At 52.2% G+C, this 20412-nt stretch carries 17 protein-coding genes and 1 pseudogene; 8 read left to right on the top strand and 10 right to left on the bottom strand.

The features are described from left to right. Positions 1-14: 14 nt before the first annotated feature. The 5 genes from glgA to asd all read right to left on the bottom strand — a co-directional run bounded on the left by glgA (position 15) and on the right by asd (position 8297). The gene (glgA, locus tag OOJ59_RS07675) at positions 15-1448 is read right to left on the bottom strand and encodes a glycogen synthase GlgA (RefSeq protein ID WP_038634926.1); all 1434 of its coding nucleotides are present in this window, start codon (positions 1446-1448) and stop codon (positions 15-17) included. Further along, a complete protein-coding gene (gene glgC, locus OOJ59_RS07670) occupies positions 1448-2743 on the bottom strand; it encodes a glucose-1-phosphate adenylyltransferase (protein ID WP_006687433.1) in 1296 nt (431 codons plus the stop codon). Before glgC ends, glgA begins: the two co-directional genes overlap by 1 nt. A 14-nt stretch (positions 2744-2757) precedes the next feature. After that, positions 2758-4734 (bottom strand): glycogen debranching protein GlgX, encoded by a 1977-nt coding sequence (gene glgX, locus OOJ59_RS07665; protein WP_160955334.1) that lies wholly within the window; start codon positions 4732-4734, stop codon positions 2758-2760. Continuing rightward, positions 4731-6917 carry a 1,4-alpha-glucan branching enzyme gene (gene glgB, locus OOJ59_RS07660; protein ID WP_137351182.1) on the bottom strand — a complete coding sequence of 729 codons (2187 nt, stop codon included), beginning with the start codon at positions 6915-6917 and terminating at the stop codon, positions 4731-4733. The genes glgX and glgB overlap by 4 nt, the downstream gene beginning before the upstream one ends. A 273-nt stretch (positions 6918-7190) precedes the next feature. After that, a complete protein-coding gene (gene asd / locus OOJ59_RS07655; protein WP_069323790.1) occupies positions 7191-8297 on the bottom strand; it encodes an aspartate-semialdehyde dehydrogenase in 1107 nt (368 codons plus the stop codon). Positions 8298-8488: 191 nt separating this feature from the next. On the opposite strand from asd, the gene yhgN reads away from it, so the two are divergent. Both yhgN and OOJ59_RS28195 read left to right on the top strand, forming a co-directional pair. Then, positions 8489-9082, top strand: a complete 594-nt coding sequence (gene yhgN, locus OOJ59_RS07650; RefSeq protein WP_003023480.1) for an NAAT family transporter YhgN — start codon at positions 8489-8491, stop codon at positions 9080-9082. 8 nt (positions 9083-9090) lie between these two features. Further along, positions 9091-9258, top strand: a pseudogene (locus tag OOJ59_RS28195) (MarC family protein); the annotation flags it as partial. Here the strand turns inward: OOJ59_RS28195 and gntU are convergent. The 5 genes from gntU to OOJ59_RS07625 all read right to left on the bottom strand — a co-directional run bounded on the left by gntU (position 9181) and on the right by OOJ59_RS07625 (position 14267). Continuing rightward, positions 9181-10521, bottom strand: a complete 1341-nt coding sequence (gene gntU / locus OOJ59_RS07645) for a gluconate transporter (RefSeq protein WP_032940610.1) — start codon at positions 10519-10521, stop codon at positions 9181-9183. The pseudogene OOJ59_RS28195 and the gene gntU overlap by 78 nt on opposite strands. Next, the gene (gene gntK, locus OOJ59_RS07640) at positions 10521-11051 is read right to left on the bottom strand and encodes a gluconokinase (RefSeq protein WP_038634945.1); all 531 of its coding nucleotides are present in this window, start codon (positions 11049-11051) and stop codon (positions 10521-10523) included. The genes gntU and gntK overlap by 1 nt, the downstream gene beginning before the upstream one ends. A 141-nt stretch (positions 11052-11192) precedes the next feature. Continuing rightward, positions 11193-12188 (bottom strand): gluconate operon transcriptional repressor GntR, encoded by a 996-nt coding sequence (gene gntR / locus OOJ59_RS07635; protein WP_038634949.1) that lies wholly within the window; start codon positions 12186-12188, stop codon positions 11193-11195. Between the two features lie 222 nt (positions 12189-12410). After that, positions 12411-13106 (bottom strand): quercetin 2,3-dioxygenase, encoded by a 696-nt coding sequence (yhhW, locus tag OOJ59_RS07630; RefSeq protein ID WP_085049023.1) that lies wholly within the window; start codon positions 13104-13106, stop codon positions 12411-12413. Between the two features lie 123 nt (positions 13107-13229). Then, on the bottom strand, positions 13230-14267 hold the full coding sequence (locus OOJ59_RS07625) for an oxidoreductase (RefSeq protein ID WP_121529653.1): 1038 nt from the start codon (positions 14265-14267) through the stop codon (positions 13230-13232). 329 nt (positions 14268-14596) lie between these two features. Between OOJ59_RS07625 and yhhY the strand changes: the two genes are divergently transcribed. From yhhY to OOJ59_RS07595, 6 genes are all read left to right on the top strand, one after another. Next, a complete protein-coding gene (gene yhhY, locus OOJ59_RS07620; RefSeq protein ID WP_006687445.1) occupies positions 14597-15085 on the top strand; it encodes an N-acetyltransferase in 489 nt (162 codons plus the stop codon). 45 nt (positions 15086-15130) lie between these two features. Beyond that, positions 15131-16015, top strand: a complete 885-nt coding sequence (locus OOJ59_RS07615) for a hypothetical protein (protein WP_087856277.1) — start codon at positions 15131-15133, stop codon at positions 16013-16015. A 322-nt stretch (positions 16016-16337) separates the two neighbouring features. After that, positions 16338-17546, top strand: a complete 1209-nt coding sequence (locus OOJ59_RS07610; RefSeq protein WP_160955335.1) for a PfkB family carbohydrate kinase — start codon at positions 16338-16340, stop codon at positions 17544-17546. 15 nt (positions 17547-17561) lie between these two features. Continuing rightward, positions 17562-18323, top strand: a complete 762-nt coding sequence (locus OOJ59_RS07605) for a glutamine amidotransferase (protein WP_160955336.1) — start codon at positions 17562-17564, stop codon at positions 18321-18323. Positions 18324-18376: 53 nt separating this feature from the next. Next, a complete protein-coding gene (locus OOJ59_RS07600; protein WP_069323783.1) occupies positions 18377-19348 on the top strand; it encodes a DMT family transporter in 972 nt (323 codons plus the stop codon). Beyond that, complete coding sequence (locus OOJ59_RS07595) at positions 19345-20379, top strand: phosphotriesterase family protein (RefSeq protein WP_069323782.1); 1035 nt, start codon at positions 19345-19347, stop codon at positions 20377-20379. The genes OOJ59_RS07600 and OOJ59_RS07595 overlap by 4 nt, the downstream gene beginning before the upstream one ends. Positions 20380-20412 lie beyond the last annotated feature (33 nt).

Below are 20412 nucleotides of genomic sequence, written 5' to 3'. Positions count from 1 at the left end.
TGATTCCTGGATATCTATTTCAAGCGGTAGTAAAGCTCGCGGTAAGACTTCGCCGCGACTTGCCAGCTAAAATCCATGGTCATGGCCTGGCGTTGTACAAACCGCCAAAGCGAAGGCCGGGACCACAATACGAAAGCACGCCGGATCGCGCGTAGCAGCGACCAGGCATTACTGTCTTCAAAGACAAACCCACTGGCGATACCGTCCGCCAGGTTTTCCAGCGAACTGTCAGAGACCGTATCCGCCAGCCCACCGGTACGCCGCACCAGCGGCAGCGTGCCATACTTCAGCCCATACAACTGCGTTAAGCCGCACGGTTCAAAACGGCTGGGTACCAGAATGACGTCGGCCCCGCCCATGATGCGGTGCGAGAAGGCTTCGTGATAACCAATTTGCACCCCTACCTGTCCGGGATGTTCCGCCGCAGCGGCCAGGAAGCCTTCCTGTAATACTGGGTCGCCCGCGCCAAGCAGCGCCAGTTGCCCCCCCTGCTCTAACAGACCCGGCAGAGCCTCCAACACCAGATCCAGCCCTTTCTGACTGGTCAGACGGCTCACGACAGCAAACAGCGGCACTTTATCGTTAACCTTAAGTCCCATCGCAATTTGTAGCTGACGTTTGTTCTCCGCCTTCTCATCCAGCGTGTCGCGTGTATAGCGCGAGGCCAGTAGCAGATCGGTTTCCGGGCTCCAGATTTTTTCATCAACGCCGTTCAGCACGCCGGAAAGCCGTCCTTCCCGATGACGCTGTTGCAACAGGCCTTCCATGCCGTAGGCAAACTGCGGCTCGGTAATCTCCCGCGCGTAGGTCGGACTCACCGCCGTGATGTGGTCGGCGTAGTACAACCCGGCCTTCAGGAACGAAATCTGCCCGTTAAACTCCAGCCCGTGCACATTAAAGAACGACCATGGCAATTGGATGTCATCCATATGCTTTGCATAAAACATGCCTTGATACGCCAGGTTGTGGACGGTGAACACCGATTTCGCCGGATGGCCGCGGGCCGCCAGATACGCCGGGGCCAGACCGGCATGCCAGTCGTGCGCATGCACCACATCCGGGCGCCAGAATGGGTCAAGCCCGCAGGCCATTTCACATCCGGCCCAGCCGAGCAACGCAAAACGCAGGACGTTATCGGTATAAGCGAACAGGTTGGTGTCGTGATACGGACTACCCGGACGGTCATAGAGATGCGGCGCGTCCACGAGGTAAATGCCGACGCCGTTGTAATGCCCGAACAGCAGCGTAATTCTGCCTGCAAAAGTATCGCGACGCGTCACCACTTGAGCATCAGGAATGCCGCGACGGATATCCGGAAACGCCGGGAGCAGCACGCGGGCATCTACACCGTCCGCAATTTGCGCGGCCGGTAACGCCCCAAGAACATCCGCCAGTCCCCCGGTTTTAAGCAGGGGGAACATCTCTGAACATACGTGTAAAACCTGCATTATCGCTCCTGTTTGATTTGCAGTTTGCGCAGCATTTCACGCGTGACCAGCACAATGCCTTCTTCTGAGCGGTAGAAGCGACGAGCATCCTCTTCCGCATTTTCACCAATCACCATGCCTTCAGGGATAACGCAGGCGCGGTCAATGATACAACGACGTAACCGGCATGAACGTCCTACCCATACTTCAGGCAACAACACTGCCGAATCAATGTTACAGAATGAATTCACCCGCACTCGCGGGAACAGAACGGACTGCACCACCACCGAACCAGAAATAATACAGCCGCCGGAGACCAGCGAGTTCAGCGTCATTCCGTGGCTACCGGAACGGTCCTGCACAAATTTCGCCGGCGGCAGAGATTCCATATGCGTACGGATTGGCCAGTCCTGGTCGTACATATCCAGTTCAGGCGTCACCGAGGCCAGATCGAGGTTGGCCTTCCAGTAAGCTTCCAGCGTTCCCACATCGCGCCAGTACGGCTCGGATTCCGGGTCAGACTGTACGCAGGACAACGGGAAGGGATGTGCATACGCCATGCCAGCTTCGGTGATTTTTGGGATGATGTCTTTACCGAAATCGTGACTGGAGTTTTCATCGAGGTCATCTTCCGCCAGTAACTCATACAGGTAATCGGCGTTAAAAACGTAGATCCCCATGCTGGCAAGAGATTTGGTCGGGTCACCCGGCATGGCTGGCGGGTTGGCAGGTTTTTCAACGAACTCGATAATTTTGTCGCTGTCGTCCACGTCCATCACACCAAACGCGCTGGCCTCTTCGATAGGCACCGGCATACAGGCCACGGTGCAACGCGCGCCCTTCTCGACATGGTCGATCAGCATACGCGAGTAGTCCTGCTTATAAATATGATCGCCTGCGAGGATCACTACATATTCCGCTTTGTAGCGGCGAATGATGTCCAGGTTTTGGGTTACCGCATCCGCCGTGCCGCGATACCAGTTTTCACCCTGCATTCTCTGCTGCGCAGGCAGCAGATCGACAAACTCGTTCATCTCTTCGCTAAAGAACGACCAGCCGCGCTGAATATGCTGTACCAGCGTGTGCGACTGGTATTGCGTGATCACGCCGATACGGCGGATGCCGGAGTTAATACAGTTGGATAAAGCAAAATCGATAATGCGGAATTTACCGCCAAAGTGCACGGCCGGCTTGGCACGTTTATTGGTCAAATCTTTCAGGCGGGTACCGCGGCCACCGGCCAGGATCAGGGCAACAGATTTTAATGGCAGCTGGCGCGCCAACATAACACGATCGTTCTTCTCTAAACTCACCATGACTAACTCCTTTTTTATCCTCTATGGAACACACACAGTCCGTGCGCAGGTCCCTGCCAGACAGCCGTAAGCACCGGATTGTCCTCTCCGGCAAATGGGGGAATAGCTCGCCATTCCCCTTCAGGTAAAACGATATCTGTCACCTCAAGCGTGGCGTTTATTGCAATCAGGAAACGGTCGGAAAGCAGGATTTGCATCTGCCTCGGGCCGTTTTGCCACTCATCCGCACTTAAGGGTTGTGCGTACTTATTCAGCCAATGAACATTGCCATCGCCCTCTTCCCACCAGCAATCGCCCGTTAATGCGGGGATTTGCTGGCGAAGATGAATCAACGCGGCGGTAAAGGTGGTTAGCCCACCGTTTGCCTGCTGCCAGTCCAGCCAGGTTAAGGCGTTATCCTGACAGTAAGCGTTATTGTTGCCGTGCTGGCTATGGCCATGCTCGTCACCGGCCAGCAGCATCGGCGTCCCTTGAGAGAGCAACAGCGTACTCAACAGCGCATGAATGCTGTCGCGCCGCCGTTCAATCAGGTCCAGCGAGCCGCCTAACCCTTCTTTACCATGATTATCACTGTAGTTATTGCTAGTGCCGTCGCGATTTTCCTCACCATTCGCTTCATTGTGCTTATTTGTGAAGCACACACAGTCACGTAGGGTAAAACCGTCGTGCGCGGTCACCAGATTGACCGTGGCGCTGGGTTTGCGGCCATTGCGTTTAAACACGTCGCTGGATGCGGCAAAACGCCCGGCGAATTCTCCTAAAGAGAGATTACGCTGGAGCCAGAAACGTCGCGTCGCATCGCGAAAATGGTCATTCCATTCGGCAAACGGCGGTGGAAAGTTCCCCACCTGATACCCGCCTTCACCGATATCCCACGGTTCCGCAATCAGTTTGATGCGTGAGAGCAGCGGACAGTTTTGGATTGCAGTGAACAACGGCGCATCCTGACGAAACGTAGGCGTACGTCCCATAACCGACGCTAAATCAAAACGAAAACCATCCACGTGGCAAGTTTCAACCCAGTAACGCAGGCATTCACACGCATACTCGACAACGCCGGGATGGCTCAGATTGAGGGTGTTCCCACAACCGGTCCAGTTGTAGTAATCGCCATCATCCCTGATCCAATAATAGCTACGGTTATCAATTCCGCGCAGCGAGAAGACGGGGCCTTCAAGATCCAGCTCGGCGCTGTGGTTCAAAACGATGTCGAGAATGACCTCAATCCCCGCTTTGTGCAGCGCTTTCACCGCATCACGGAACTCATCCAACGCGCTCTCCGGCGAGCAGGCGTAAGCCGGATGCAACGCGAACATAGCGACCGGGTTGTAGCCCCAGTAGTTCGACAAGCCCAGCCGCTGCAGACGCGGTTCGCTGGCGAAATGCGCCACCGGTAGCAGCTCAAGCGCAGTAATGCCCAGGCGTTTGAAATAGTCGATCATCACCGGATGACCCAGCGCTTTATAGGTTCCGCGAAGCTCTTCCGGCAGCTCAGGGTGCAGATACGTCAGTCCTTTGACATGCGCTTCGTAAATCACGGTATTGCCCCACGGCGTGCGCGGCGGGGCATCGTCTTCCCAGTCATAATGGTCGGACACCACCACGCCCTTCAGCGCGATGGCGGCATTATCATGATGATCAGGTTCATTTAGCCCGCCGTGCAGCAGCGGGTTATCTTTTAACTCGCCATCCACCCGGCGCGCATAAGGATCGAGCAACAGTTTCGCCGGGTTAAACCGGTGGCCTTGCTCTGGTTGCCACGGACCATGTACGCGATAGCCATAGCGCAGGCCCGGACGGGCGTTGGCCAGATAACCGTGCCAAATATCGCCGCTACGCCCCGGCAGGTCATAGCGGAGTTCACAGCCTTGCTCATCGAAAACGCATAATTCAACGCGTTCGGCGTGGGCCGAGAAAAGCGTGAAATTGACGCCATGGCCGTCATACGTTGCACCATGGGGGGTGGCGTTGCCGGTTGCCAGATGCGTCATTCCCCCTCCCGAACCAGCCAGATCGTCGCCAACGGCGGCAACGTCAGGCTCAGTGAGTGCTGGCGGCCATGACTGGCGATTTCATCGCTATGCACCGCGCCGCCGTTACCGGTATTGCTACCGTGGTAATGCATCGAATCGGTATTGAGGATTTCACGCCATTTGCCCGGCTGATTGATACCGAAGCGATAGCCGTGGCGAGGTACTGGCGTAAAATTGCTGATAACGATAATTTCGTTGCCGGCCTTGTCACGACGAACAAAAATCAGCACCGAACGTTCTTTATCGTCAACTACCAGCCATTCAAAACCATAGCGGTCAAAGTCGAGCTCATGCAGCGCCTTGTGATGGCGATAAGTATGGTTCAGGTCACGCACCAGACGTTGCACCCCGTGGTGCCAGTTATCGCCGCCTTCCAGTAAGTGCCAGTCCAGACTGACGTCGTGATTCCATTCACGTCCCTGAGCAAACTCGTTGCCCATAAACAGCAGTTTCTTACCCGGGAAGGCCCACATCCAGCCGTAGTAAGCGCGCAGGTTGGCAAACTTCTGCCATGCGTCTCCCGGCATGCGGTCGAGAATGGATTTTTTACCGTGCACCACTTCATCGTGCGACAGCGGCAGAACAAAGTTTTCGGTGTAGTTGTACAGCATGCCGAAGGTCAGCTTGTCGTGATGATACTGACGATAAACCGGATCCAGTTTCATGTAGTCCAGCGTGTCGTGCATCCAGCCGAGGTTCCACTTATACCAGAACCCTAAACCGCCCATGTCCTGCGGTCTTGATACGCCGGCAAAGTCGGTTGACTCTTCCGCCATGCTTACGGCGCCGGGCACCTGCTCGCCAAGAATACGATTGGTATTGCGTAAAAATTCAATCGCTTCGAGGTTCTCACGACCACCAAATTCATTCGGGACCCATTCCCCTTCTTTGCGGCTGTAGTCGCGATAAATCATCGATGCCACGGCATCCACGCGCAGCGCGTCAATCCCAAAACGTTCAATCCAGTACAGGGCGTTACCCACCAGATAGTTGCTGACCTCACGGCGGCCGTAGTTGTAGATCAGCGTATTCCAGTCCTGGTGATACCCTTCACGCGGGTCACTGTGCTCATACAACCTGGTGCCATCAAACTCTGCCAGACCAAAATCATCTGACGGGAAATGGCCCGGCACCCAGTCCAGAATGACGTTCAGCCCCGCCTGATGCGCGGCATTCACAAAATAGCGGAAATCATCACGCGTCCCGAAACGACGGGTCGGCGCATACATGCCGGTTGGCTGGTAGCCCCAACTGCCGTCGAACGGATGCTCGTTAATCGGCAACAGCTCGAGATGAGTAAAGCCCATCCACTTGGCGTAAGGAATCAGTTGATCCGCCAGTTCGCGGTAGCTCAGCCAGAAGTTGTTATCAGTATGACGACGCCATGAACCCAGGTGCACCTCGTAGATAGAGATCGGCGCATCAAACTGGTTGGCTTTTTTGCGCTCCTCGCTTTGCACCACTTTTTCGGGCAGGCCGCAGATAAGCGACGCGGTTTCCGGGCGCATCTGCGCTTCGAAGGCGTAAGGGTCAGCTTTAATGCGCAGCTTACCGTTAGCATCGATCATCTCGTACTTATACAGCTGACCATGCTGTGCGCCGGGGATAAACAGCTCCCAGATACCGCTCTCTTTACGCAGACGCATCGGGTGGCGACGGCCATCCCAGTAGTTGAACTGCCCGACCACCGAAACACGTTGGGCGTTGGGCGCCCAGACTGAGAAACGCGTACCGGTTACGCCATCCATGGTATCCGCATGCGCGCCCAGCGTTTCGTAAGGACGCAGGTGCGTACCTTCAGATAACAGCCAGGCATCCATATCCTGGATTAGCGGACCAAAACGATAAGGGTCATCAATAAGATTCTGCTGGCCATGCCAGACAACGGCTAACTGATAACGAAAGAAATTTTTACGGCGGGGAAGTACAGCACAGAAAAAACCGCGAGAGTCGAGGCAGTCCAGCTTGCCGACTTTACGTCCGGTTTTGGGTTCGATCACCCACACTTCTGTGGCGTCTGGAAGTAAGGCGCGGACTTCAAGTCCCGCGTCAGTTTGATGCATACCGAGTACGGAAAAAGGATCCGCAAAATGGCCTGCAATTAGCGCATTAATCACGTCTCTATCGATACGAACGGACATGGTTGTCATCCTGTTTTATGGTGTCACGCCTTCCAACTGATTTTCGACATCAGGTAGTGACACTTTTTTTGACCTGAACGGCGCAGCACAATTGTGCATCCTCTCTGCGTCGTCCCACCTTCAGGCAACAACTTAATACCTCCGGTACTAAGTCACCCTTAAAGAATAGCCAATGCTTTATCTTACTCCTGGTAAAAAATGAAACATCTGCGCTTACTCCTGTATTACGCAAAAAAAGGGGTGATTCCTCACCCCTTGATCGTTAACAAATTATTACGCCAACTGGCGCAGCATACGGCGCAATGGCTCCGCAGCACCCCACAGCAACTGATCGCCCACGGTAAAGGCTGACAGGAACTCCGGTCCCATATTCAGCTTACGCAGACGGCCTACTGGCGTGGTCAGCGTACCGGTAACGGCCGCCGGGGTTAACTCACGCATGGTGATCTCCCGATCGTTTGGCACCACTTTGGCCCACGGATTGTGCGCCGCCAGCAGCTCTTCCACGGTCGGAATAGACACATCTTTTTTCAGTTTAATGGTGAACGCCTGGCTGTGGCAGCGCAGCGCGCCGACGCGCACACACAGACCATCTACCGGGATCACAGCAGACGTGTTGAGAATTTTGTTGGTTTCCGCCTGTCCCTTCCACTCTTCACGGCTCTGGCCGTTATCGAGCTGTTTGTCGATCCACGGAATCAGGCTCCCGGCCAGCGGTACGCCAAAGTTATCAACCGGCAGTTCGCCGCTGCGGGACAGGGTCGTCACTTTACGTTCGATATCGAGAATAGCAGAAGAAGGGGTCGCCAGTTCATCGGCCACATGGCCATACAGATGGCCCATCTGGGACAGCAGTTCACGCATGTGGCGCGCGCCGCCGCCGGAAGCCGCCTGATAGGTCGCCACGGAAACCCAGTCGACCAGGTCATTGGCAAACAGGCCGCCGAGGGACATCAGCATCAGGCTAACGGTACAGTTACCGCCGACAAAAGTCTTAATACCTTTGTTCAGACCGTCGGTAATCACATCCTGGTTAACCGGATCGAGAATGATGATGGCATCGTCTTTCATGCGCAGCGAGGAGGCCGCGTCAATCCAGTAACCCTGCCAGCCGCTTTCACGAAGCTTTGGATAGATTTCGTTGGTATAATCGCCGCCCTGACAGGTCACGATGATATCGAGCGCCTTCAGCGCGTCCAGATCAAAAGCGTCCTGAAGCGTGCCGGTCGCGGTTCCACCGAACGTCGGTGCCGCCTGCCCGAGCTGGGAAGTAGAAAAGAAAACAGGGCGAATGGCGTCGAAGTCACGCTCCTCAACCATGCGTTGCATGAGAACAGAGCCGACCATACCGCGCCAGCCGATAAAACCAACATTTTTCATAGCGTTTTTTTCCTGCGAAGATGTGTGCTGTGTATGTATGCCAGTGTCCTGGTGGCATATCCTTCACCATACAAAATGCAGCCAAAGTCGCAAGTGAAATTAATCAATGATAGCGAAGCCATCAGTAATGCGACTTATCCCGCTGCGCAAGCAAGCAGAAAGTCCGCGGTAATTATCAGGGAATTTGAGTTATGAATGAAATCATTTCAGCGGCAGTTTTATTGATCCTGATTATGGATCCGCTCGGAAATCTGCCCATTTTCATGTCCGTATTGAAACATACCGAACCAAAACGCCGCCGCGCGATTATGATTCGCGAGCTGTTCATTGCGCTGTTGGTGATGCTGATATTCCTGTTTGCGGGCGAGAAAATTCTGGCATTTCTTAACCTGCGTGCAGAAACCGTCTCGATCTCCGGGGGCATCATTTTGTTCCTGATCGCCATTAAGATGATTTTCCCCAGCGCCACCGGGAACAGCACCGGCCTTCCGGCAGGCGAAGAGCCATTTATCGTACCGTTGGCAATCCCGCTGGTAGCCGGGCCGACAATCCTGGCCTCGTTGATGCTGTTATCACATCAGTACCCAAATCAGATGGGGCATCTGGTGATTGCGCTGCTGATCGCCTGGGGCGGGACATTTGTGATTCTGCTGCAGTCGTCGCTGTTTTTACGCCTGCTGGGTGAGAAAGGGGTGAACGCGCTGGAACGTCTGATGGGATTGATTCTGGTGATGATGGCAACCCAGATGTTCCTCGATGGCGTACGGATGTGGATGAAGGGGTGATATGCTCGCCGGGTGGCGGCCTCGCCTTACCCGGCCTATGGTGTCGATATGTGCCCGTTTTCAGGCCCGGTAAGCACAGCGCCACCGGGCAACAAGACTCAGCTCAACAGCTGGAAGGCAATCATACCGACAATCGCGCCGACCGTACCGAGGATGGTTTCCATCATCGTCCAGGTCTTCAGCGTTTGCGCTTCGGTCGCGCCGGTGAATTTCCCGAACAGCCAGAAACCAGCGTCGTTAACGTGGCTGACGACGATTGAGCCGCCTGCGATACAGATAGACAGCGCCGCCATCTGCGCGCCGGAGTAGTTCAGTTGCTCAATCACCGGCATGACCAGACCGACCGCCGTTAAGCAGGCCACGGTCGCGGACCCCTGAATGATACGTACTGCCGCCGCCAGCACGAAGCAGGTAATGGCAATGGGCAGCCCCATACCGGTTAACGCTTCACCCAGGGCCGGGCCAACGCCGGAATCAACCAGCACCTGCTTGAACACGCCGCCCGCACCAATCACCAGCAGAATAATCCCCGCCGGTTGCAGCGCGTGACCACAAATCTCCATCACCCGATCTTTTGCCATGCCCTGGCGCACTGCCAGGCCGTAAATCGCCACCAGACAGGCAACCAGAATCGCGGTAAACGGGTGACCGATAAACTCGAACCATTCGTAGGTTGAAGAACCGACCGGCACAAAGCGCGCGGCGATGGTTTTCAGGCCAACCAGTACTAACGGCAGCAGGATCAGCGCCAGACTGAAGCCAAAGGAGGGCATTTTGCCTTCGCCAAGATGCGGCTCGGTAATGTCTTCTGGCACATGCAGTTCAACGTAACGGCTGATGAAATTGCCCCACAACGGCCCGGCAATAATCATGCCCGGAATGGCTGCGCACAGGCCAATCAGGATCATCCAGCCAAAGTCAGCGTGCATTTGGGATGCGAGCAGCATCGGCGCAGGTCCCGGCAGCAGGAACGCCGCAGCGGCCGCCACCCCCGCAAACAGCGGAATAACCAGCTTCACCAGGTTCGTTCCGGTGTGACGCGCCATTGAGAACGCCACGCTTATCAGCAGCACAATCGCCACTTCAAAGAACAGCGGTAGCGCGCAAATCAGGCCGGCCAGACCAATCGCATAATGCGCGCGGCTGTGACCGAAAGATTTCAGCATCTTGACGGCAATCTGATCGACCGCGCCGGTCTCATGCAGAATCTTGCCAAACATCGCCCCCAGCGCCACCACAATCGCCAGGAAGCCGAGCGTGCCTCCCATCCCTTTTTCCATGGTCGCCGCGATTTTATCAAGCGGCATACCGGAAAAGAGACCTGCACCAATAGACACCACCATCAAAGCAACAAAGGCATGCATACGTGCCTTCATCACCAAAAACAGCAGTAATAAAACAGACCCTACTGCTGTTAAAACAAGCGTTAATGTAGTCACTACTTACTGCCCTGGTTAATCACTTCAATGGTGCTAGCTACCACACCGTCCAGCGGCTGATCAATATCAACCACCAGAACATCTTTTTCATTCGCATCCGGTTCTTCCAGCGCTTCGAACTGGGTTACCAGCATTTGCGTTTTGAAGAAGTGCCCTTTACGTGCCTTCAGGCGGCTTTCGATTACGTCAAAATCGCCCTTCAGGTAAATGAATGAGAGGTTCGGGTTACCGTCACGCAGCTGATCGCGATAGACTTTCTTCAGCGCGGAACAGACGATCAGCGACACCTTATTGGTACGCTGCATCGCAAAGGCGGCGTCATTCAGCGCCTGTAACCACGGTTTACGGTCGTCATCGTTGAGTGGCTCACCGGAAGCCATTTTCATGATGTTGCTGCGCGGATGGAGAAAATCGCCATCAAGAAACGCGGCCTGCAGTTGATGCGCCACTTCACTTGCGACAGCAGATTTACCGCTGCCTGATACGCCCATCAGAACGTAAACGTGGTGATCATGATTAGTCGTGCTCAAAGCGTTGCCCCCACTGGTACAAGAATCAGGAAATTGTTACGGGTAACTGTTATCGGTAACATTGTCCAGCCGGATAAATAGAGAAGCAATATCCATTCGTGCCCGAAGTGTATAAGTGTGAGCTACTTCAAAGTTGTTGGCTTAAATAGATCCACCCGGTGACAAGGTGAAACCTAAATCTAACATTTTAGGTGTGACTGCTTCACCTCGGATGCGCGCCAGCAGGCGTTCTGCGCCAATGCTGCCCATTCGTTCACGCGGCGTGAGCACACTCGCCAGACGCGGCTCCATTACCTGACCGATATCATGGCCGTGGAAACCGGCAATCGCCATATCGTCAGGGATTCTCAGCCCTAAACGCTGACATTCAAAGGCCGCCCCTACCGCCAGGTCATCGTTGGTACAAAACACACCATCCAGTTGCGGATATTCACGCCGCGCCTGACGGATAAGTTCAATGCCGGATGAGTAAGATGAAGACTGCTCCACCATCACGCTGTACGGCACCAGATTGGCATCGCGCATAGCCTGTTCGTAGCCCCTCTGTTTGATGATAGTACGTTCATCAAGACGCGCGCCAAGATAAGCAACATGACGGTGCCCACGGGCGATGATAGCGGCGGTCATCTGACGTGCGGCCTCGAAGTTATCAAAACCGACGGCGATATCCAGACACGGGGACTGACTGTCCATCAGCTCGACGACCGGGATACCCGCGACTTCGATCATTTTCAGCGTACGGGGTGTATGGCTACGTTCAGTGAGGATCAGACCATCGATATTCCACGACAGCATCGACTCCAGACGCTCTTGCTCCATTTCGGGCTTATAGCCGTAGTGCGCCAGCATGGTTTGATAACCATGCGCGTCGGTGACGGCCTCAATGCCGCGTAACACTTCCGCAAAAACCTGGTTGGTGAGAGACGGTAACAGCACGCCGATAGCGCGACTGGTGGCGTTAGACAGGATATCAGGTGCGCGATTGGGAATATAACCCAGCTCATCAAGTGCAGCGGCAATTTTGCCCCGCAGCGCCACGGAGACCTGCTCCGGGTTACGCAAAAAGCGACTGACCGTCATTTTGGTCACGCCCACGCGGTCGGCTACATCCTGAAGTACGGGTCTTTTCTTTTTCATCGTCCTGAAGCGTTAAAAAGGGATAGATTTCCCCAGTTTACCACGGACGTGCGTGAACCTTCGCAGAGAAAAAAGGAGTTTTTGATTGTGAGAAATACACAAAATCATTCGAGTTGCATCAAGGCGGCGACGCAGTGAATCCCCGGGAGCGTACATTAAGTACGCGACCGGGGTGAGCGAGGAAAGCCAACACAGATGCGGCTTGAAGGATGACGTGTATTTTTAGACTGGCGGCAGGTCAAACAACAACACTTCGCTGTCGCTATCGGCATGAATCGAAATTGCCTGCTCATCCCAGATTGCCAGACCATCGCTGGTGGTGGCTTTAGTTCCGTTAATGGTGACATTGCCTTTTACCACCTGGATCCAGACGCGGCGCTCGGCGGCAATCTGATGCACCGACTGCTCATCTTTGAGCAGCGCCCAGCGGTACAACTCCATATCCTGGTACACTTTCAGCGAACCATCGCGGGCATCCGGCGACAGCACCAGCTGTTTGCCCTGCACCGCATCGAAACGGCGCTGTTCATAGCGTGGCGTAATCCCGTTTTCCTGCGGCATGATCCAGATTTGATACAGGTGTAGTTTCTCAGTATTGCTCGGGTTGTACTCCGAGTGTCGGATCCCCGTCCCGGCGCTCATAATCTGGAATTCACCGGCCGGAACCTGCTCTTTGTTGCCCATGCTGTCCTGATGCTCCACCACGCCTTCCAGTACGTAGGTCAGGATTTCCATGTCTTTATGGGGGTGAGTGCCAAAGCCCTGACCTGCGTCGATCACGTCATCGTTAATCACGCGCAGTGCCGAGAACCCCATAAAGTTCGGGTCATAGTAGTTAGCAAAAGAAAAGGTATGCCAGGAATCGAGCCAGCCATGATTCGCATGACCACGGTCGTTCGCTTTGCGTAAATAGATCATTATGTTCACCCCCAGATGTTTTCGATGGATTAAGTGTGGACCCAATCCGTCTGGGATCATAGAGGGTGAAAATTGACTCCTCTGTTCAAAAAATATGAACAACCTCAGAGGAGTCGGTAAGGGCTATTTAGCAAGGGTTATCGTCGCGGGAGACGCCTGTTCGAAGGCCCGTTCGAGGATTTCCAGGTTGGTAAGAACTTCAGATTCCTTGACGTAATTAGGCGTACCGACGGTCAGCGACTGGTACAGCGCATCATAGACGCGACCGTAGTCCCCCTCTTCCGGTTTCACCTCTTCTTTCACCGTAACGCCATCATCATTGACATACTCCAGCACACCAACAGAATCGTCAGCGGCGAAACCGGGTTCGCCGGGCATAATATTGGCCTTCAGGCTGGTTTCCTGCTGGTCGATACCGTACTTCACAAACGAGCCTTTGGTGCCGTGAACAATAAACTTCGGATAGTCGATTTTCACCAGATGGCTGGTTTTCACAATGGCTTTCAGGTCACCGTAGAACAACTGCGCTTCAAAGGTATCATCCGGGTTCGCCTTGTTGCGCAGACTGCGAATGTCATAGGCTACATGGTCGGGACGCCCGAACAGCGAGATAATCTGATCCATGGTGTGTACGCCCAAACCATAGAATGCGCCGTCCTGCGGCAGGCCCGGTTTGGTTTCCGCCACGGGTCGGTAGTAGTCAAAATGGCTTTCAACTTCCACTATTTCACCCAGTTTGCCGCTCTCAATCGCTTTTTTAGCCGTGAGAAAACAGGAATCAAAACGACGATTCTGATACGGAGTGACGGTCAGTCCTTTGCTTCGCGCCAGTTCGAACAACACTTTTGCTTCCGCCAGCGTCGGCGTGAACGGTTTCTCAACCAGCACGCTTTTACCCGCCTCCAGCGCGCGTTTGGCATATTCAAAATGGCTATCAGCATGTGTACAGACGATCACCAGTTTTACCTGTGGATCGCCCAGCACCTCATCCAGATCGCTGGTGAAGTGAATGTGGGAATAGATCGGCGCCTGCTCTTCCGGTTTAGCGTGACGACGGAAAATATGCGCGACATGCCAGGTATCTTTACGATTCAGAACGTAAGGGAGATGGTAACGGGTGGTGCTTTTACCGAATCCAATAAATGCGCAGTGTAAGGTCATGAGACGATCCTTTTGAAGGTGATTGTTTACACCATAGCGCAAAGCGTGAGGAGACTGAATGTTGGATTCTTTGCCGGGGACAAAATGGCAAGTAAGCCAGGCTGAAACAAAACCCAAAAAAAAGCCAGCAAAAGCTGGCTAAAATAATACTGGAAGCAATGTGAGCAATGTCGTGCTTTCAGGTTCTCCGTAGGGGTTCCCCTGAACGCAGAGCAATAATAATCATTCTCATTCGCACTTGTCTACTTCTTTTTGCAAAAAAATGCAGTTGACGGAATTTTCTTTCTCAGCGAGTGTAAATGCTCAATTAACCCTGCAGGAGATAAGGAATGAGTGAGATAGTGATACGCCACGCTGAACCGAAAGATTACGACGCCATTCGTCAGATTCACGCCCAGCCGGAGGTGTACCACAACACGCTACAGGTTCCTCATCCTTCCATGGAGATGTGGCAAACGCGACTTGCCGATCAGCCGGGGATCAAACAGTTGGTGGCCTGCATCGATGATATCGTCGTGGGACATCTTTCCATTGCAGTTGCCCAGCGCCCGCGCCGCAGCCACGTCGCTGATTTCGGTATTTGCGTTGACGCTCGTTGGCAAAACCGCGGCGTCGCCAGCGCGCTGATCCGCACCATGATCGACATGTGCGACAACTGGCTGCGCGTTGACCGCATTGAGCTAACGGTATTTGTTGATAATGAGCCCGCCGTGGCGGTCTATAAGAAGTACGGCTTTGAAATCGAAGGCACTGGTAAGAAATACGGCCTGCGCAACGGTGAGTATGTTGATGCCTACTTTATGGCGCGCGTGAAATAAATCTCAGGGCGAATTTTTCGCCTTGCTTATTGAAAGGACGCAATAGTGAAAAAGTACCTTCTCCTGGTTTTGCTGGCCTCGCTCTCCCCTGCTTTTGCCACTACCGTACAAAATCTCGATTCCGTACCCAGTGCAATCCAACATCCTGAAGGTAAACAAATTTTCGCTGAGCAAATGGCGGGAGCAACACCAGCGAAAGGATTTGGCGAGCTTCCACAGGGATTATCTGAGAACCAGTGGATTGCCTGGGTTGCGCCGAATGAAGATCCTGGCAACCTGATCCTCACGGGTGCCAAAGCCTGGGGCAAAGACGGCAAATATATTGGCGTCGCCTGTTTCGCTGACAATCAGGCCGATGCCGGGCAGGCAAAGAAATACGCAGATAACAACTGCCCGGAAAACTACAGCAACGGACGCGCTAATAAATTATATCTCGGCGTTTTTTCCTGGCAGAACCAACGGCTAACACCGATTGCTCGTTCGGAAAAACCGTTAAACCAACTCTCGGGGTGGAATAAAGCCGCCGAAAAAGAGAGCGATGATGAGTCCGCCAGACCGCTGGCTTATTATACAAAACTGGATCTGGCACCGTACCGGATAGCACCCGATACACTGGCATTCGGGGTGCGGGGTGGATACTCTGATGCGTATTCCGGCGGTGGCGCATTTTATGAAGTACTGGAACTCTATGCGATCAAAGACAACAGGATAATCAACATATTTTCTGACCTTGTTTATCAATATACGGACATCGCTGGAGACTGGAATAAAGATGGCACAAGGCAGCATGACATCGACGAAAGTAAGTACATTCTCAAAATGCGCTCGGCAAAGACGCACGGATTTTATGATTTAGAACGCGTTAACCTGCAGGATAAAAGCAGCCAAATATTCCACTGGTCTGAATCACTTCAGGGATATGTGCCATAACCACTCCACCTGGCCTACATCATTCAGAATACTGTAGGCCGTTATTCTTAATTTCCCGCCGTTAAATCCAGAAACGGAAGCGCCACCCTGTCCTGAAATAAAGTTATTGATTGCTGCCCATCTTCTCACCGCCGTCATGCTCAGGCCCAACAACCCTCTGAATTATATGGCTATTCACTTTTTATCTTCATCTCTATTTTTCGTAACCTTAATAAAATTAATATTACATTTTTGTTTTTTTTTGGTTTCTGCCGTCACTTTATGGTGACAATCACAACAATATACTCCTCCCGGGACTAACTTAACCACGGTGAGGTAAAAAATGAAATTTGAACGCCATCATAGAATATTGAAGGAACTCAGTATTTCGGGAGCTGTAAAAGTTTCAAATCTGGCGAAATGTCTCAAGGTAACAAAGGAAACTATTCGTTCAGATCTCAATGAACTTGCCGGACAGGGATATCTTACTCGCTGTCATGGTGGTGCATTTATTACCCTTGATTCTCTTGATAACGTCGCAAAAAATGAAATTGCTTATGTGCTGGAAAAATATGAATCAGCACAGAAAATAAAAAAAGGTCTCTCTGCCATGAAAAATAATGTATGTGTTATTGGCTCGTTCAATGTTGATATTATCAGTTATCTACCGAGATTACCCTCAACGGGAGAATCATTGCTTGCCGATAAATTTATTTTTTCACCCGGCGGTAAGGGATGTAATCAGGCATTAGCCGCGAGCTATGCCGATTCTGATGTGCATTTTATTACTAAAGTAGGTTCAGACCATTTTAGTGATTACGCCATTAATTTTATAAACTCATCAAAAATCCATAAAAGTGTTATCTACCAGACCAAAGAAACACAAACAGGTACAGCAACCATCATGGTGAATGGAGATACCGGAGATAATGTCATCGCTATCTACCCTGGCGCCAACATGACAATTTCCCCTGATGAAATCACCATTCAGAAAGAAGCCATTGTTCATTCAGATATTGTTCTTGTACAACTGGAGACGAATTACGAAGCACTGCAGCAAACAATTCGTCTCGCACAAAAAAATGACATACCAGTCATTATCAATCCAGCGCCATACAATGACATGGTTAACACCATCATTGATAACATTGACTATATTACGCCGAATGAAACGGAAGCGGGCCTGCTGGCCAATATGGCGGTTAATGATATCGAATCAGCCAAATGCGCAGCCAAAATTATTCATCAGAAAGGCGTCAAAAATACCATTATTACGTTAGGTAGCAAAGGTTCTCTCGCTTATGACGGAACACAATTCATCTATTCCCCGGCATTTCCGGCAGTAGTAAAAAACACCGCTGGCGATGCTTTCAATGGTGCTCTCGCCTCTGGCCTTGCTAAAGGGAAATCACTGGCATCCGCATTGTGTTACGCCAGCGCATTTGCCTCGCTTGCGGTTGAAACGCCGAATGCGTCTGATATGCCGGAAAACGAATCCGTTCTTCATCGCATTCAGGGTTCACATTACAAACAAACTATCTCTACTCACTAAATCAAGGGGCAGACTATGAACAATACGCAGAAAAAACTAAATGTGCTCTTTATTGGAGAATCCTGGCATATTCACATGATTCATTCAAAAGGTTATGACAGCTTCACTTCCAGTAAATATGAAGAAGGCGCCACATGGTTACTGGAATGCTTGAGGAAAGGCGGCGTTGAAATTGATTACATGCCTGCCCACACGGTACAAATTGCATTTCCAGAGAACATTAATGAGTTAAACCGTTACGATGTTATTGTTATCAGCGACATTGGTAGCAATACCTTCCTGTTGCAAAATGAGACATTTTATCAGCTAAAAATAAAGCCAAATGCCCTGGAATCAATTAAAGAGTACGTCAAAAATGGCGGTGGACTACTCATGATTGGCGGCTATCTGTCATTTATGGGTATTGAGGCAAAAGCCAATTATAAGAACACCGTTCTTGCTGAGGTTCTGCCAGTTATTATGCTTGATGGCGATGACCGGGTAGAAAAGCCAGAGGGTATCTATGCTGAGGCTGCCTCACCTGAACATTCTGTTGTTAACGGATTCTCAGATTATCCGGTATTTCTGGGATATAACCAGGTCGTCGCCAGAGACGATGCCGATGTCGTCTTAACAATAAATAATGACCCATTGTTAGTGTTCGGTGAATACCAACAGGGTAAAACCGCCTGCTTTATGAGTGACTGCTCCCCACACTGGGGAACCCAGCAGTTTATGTCATGGCCATTTTATACCGACCTGTGGGTCAACACGCTTCAATTCATCGCCAGAAAATAAAAAACAATGGAGTAACGAAAGTTACTCCTTTTATAAAATATAAGGATTGATGTATGAACAAGAATAAGTACTCAACCCCCTTACTGATGCTTGCCACCATCTTAGCCGGTATGCTTTCCCCGATGCAGTCTGCCGTTAATGGACAGTTAGGACACTGGTTACAAGACGGTAATGCTTGCGCAGTAATCTCGTTTGCCAGCGGTCTGGTCGTCATGTTTTTTATTATTATTGCGCGCAAAGAAACACGCCAGCAATTCGCCTCAATACCCACTCTGATTAAAAAGAGAAAAATCCCGCTATGGAATTGGTTTGCAGGATTATGCGGGGCGATGGTCGTATTTTCTGAAGGCGCATCCGCCAGCGCGCTGGGCGTTGCCACCTTTCAAACGGCATTAATTTCCGCCCTGCTCCTTTCCGGCCTGCTGTGCGACCGTTTTGGCGTCGGTGTGGATGAGAAGAAATATTTTACGCCATGGCGCATTACTGGCGCATTGTTCGCAGTTATCGCCACAGTTTTTGTCGTGTCGCCACAGTGGCACTCAACCTCGTTTATCCTGCTCGCTATCCTTCCCTTTTTGGCAGGGTTACTCGCTGGGTGGCAGCCTGCGGGGAATGCTAAAGTCGCCGAGGCAACAGGCTCCATGCTGGTGTCCATTACATGGAACTTCATTGTCGGCTTTTGTGTCCTGGGCGCGGCGCTGGCGATCCGTATCGCATTAGGCCATGTCACCGTCCAGTTACCCGATACATGGTGGATGTATCTCGGTGGTCCTCTCGGTCTGCTGTCCATCGGGCTAATGGCGATTCTGGTGAGAGGCTTAGGGCTATTGATGCTGGGCGTAGCGTCAACAGCGGGCCAACTGCTTGGCTCTGTGCTAATTGATGAATTGATCCCTTCATTAGGCAATACGGTCTATCTGGTCACCATCATCGGTACGCTGTTCGCGTTAGTCGGTGCGATTGTTACCACCATACCTGAATACAGAGCATCCAAAATGGCGCAAAAAATGGAGGTGTCAGGATGAAAGGTTTCCTGCAAACCGTAACTGGCCCGGTGGCGAATACTGATATGGGTCTGACGCTACCGCATGAACATCTGTTTAACGATCTGTCATCGGTCGTTGACGAGCCACATTATGCTTTTTCACAGCAACTGGTGGGAAAGAAAGTCAGTGCTGACCTGCAGTGGGGGCTGAAACACGACCCCTACTGCTGCGCCGATAACATGGACCGAAAAGAGATTGATGATGTTATCTTTGAAATCAATAACTTTATGTCCCTGGGCGGCAGGACGATTGTCGACGCCACGGGATCAGAATCCATTGGGCGGGACGCCTCAGCGCTACGAGAAGTTGCCTTAAAAACGGGTTTGAATATCGTTGCGTCATCGGGGCCTTATCTGGAGAAATTTGAAAGCACCCGGATCCATAAACCTGTCGAGCTGTTAGCCTCACTCATTGATAAAGAACTGAATCAGGGTATTGGCGAGACGGATATTCGTGCTGGCATGATCGGTGAAATCGGCGTATCACCTGCTTTTACCCAAGCGGAGCGTAACAGCCTGCGAGCAGCGTCTCTGGCACAATGTAACAACCCCCACACGGCGATGAATATCCATATGCCGGGGTGGCTGAGACTGGGGGATGAGGTGCTGGATATTGTGCTGGAAGAAATGAACGTCTCTCCGGCAAAAGTCTCGCTGGCGCATTCGGACCCTTCAGGAAAAGATGTCGTCTATCAACGTAAAATGCTCGACCGCGGCGTATGGCTTGAATTTGACATGATTGGTCTGGACATTACCTTCCCAAAAGAAGGTGTCGCGCCGGGCGTTCAGGAGACAGCTGATGCGGTAGCACATCTGATTGAGTTAGGTTATGCCGACCAAATCGTTTTAAGCCATGACGTTTTTCTCAAACAGATGTGGGCGAAAAATGGTGGAAATGGCTGGGGGTTTGTACCGAATGTCTTCCTCGCCTATCTGGCTGCCCGTGGAGTAGACAAAGATACTCTTCGCAAACTCTGTATTGATAATCCAGCCCGATTACTCACGGCATAATCTGCAAATAGCCCGGTGCCTGACACCGGGCCT

Source organism: Citrobacter sp. W9 (genome assembly GCF_026719375.1).
In the GTDB taxonomy this organism is placed as follows: domain Bacteria; phylum Pseudomonadota; class Gammaproteobacteria; order Enterobacterales; family Enterobacteriaceae; genus Citrobacter; species Citrobacter werkmanii.
The sequence above is the reverse complement of the archived record's forward strand: the minus strand, read 5'-3'. Positions and strand labels throughout refer to the sequence as shown.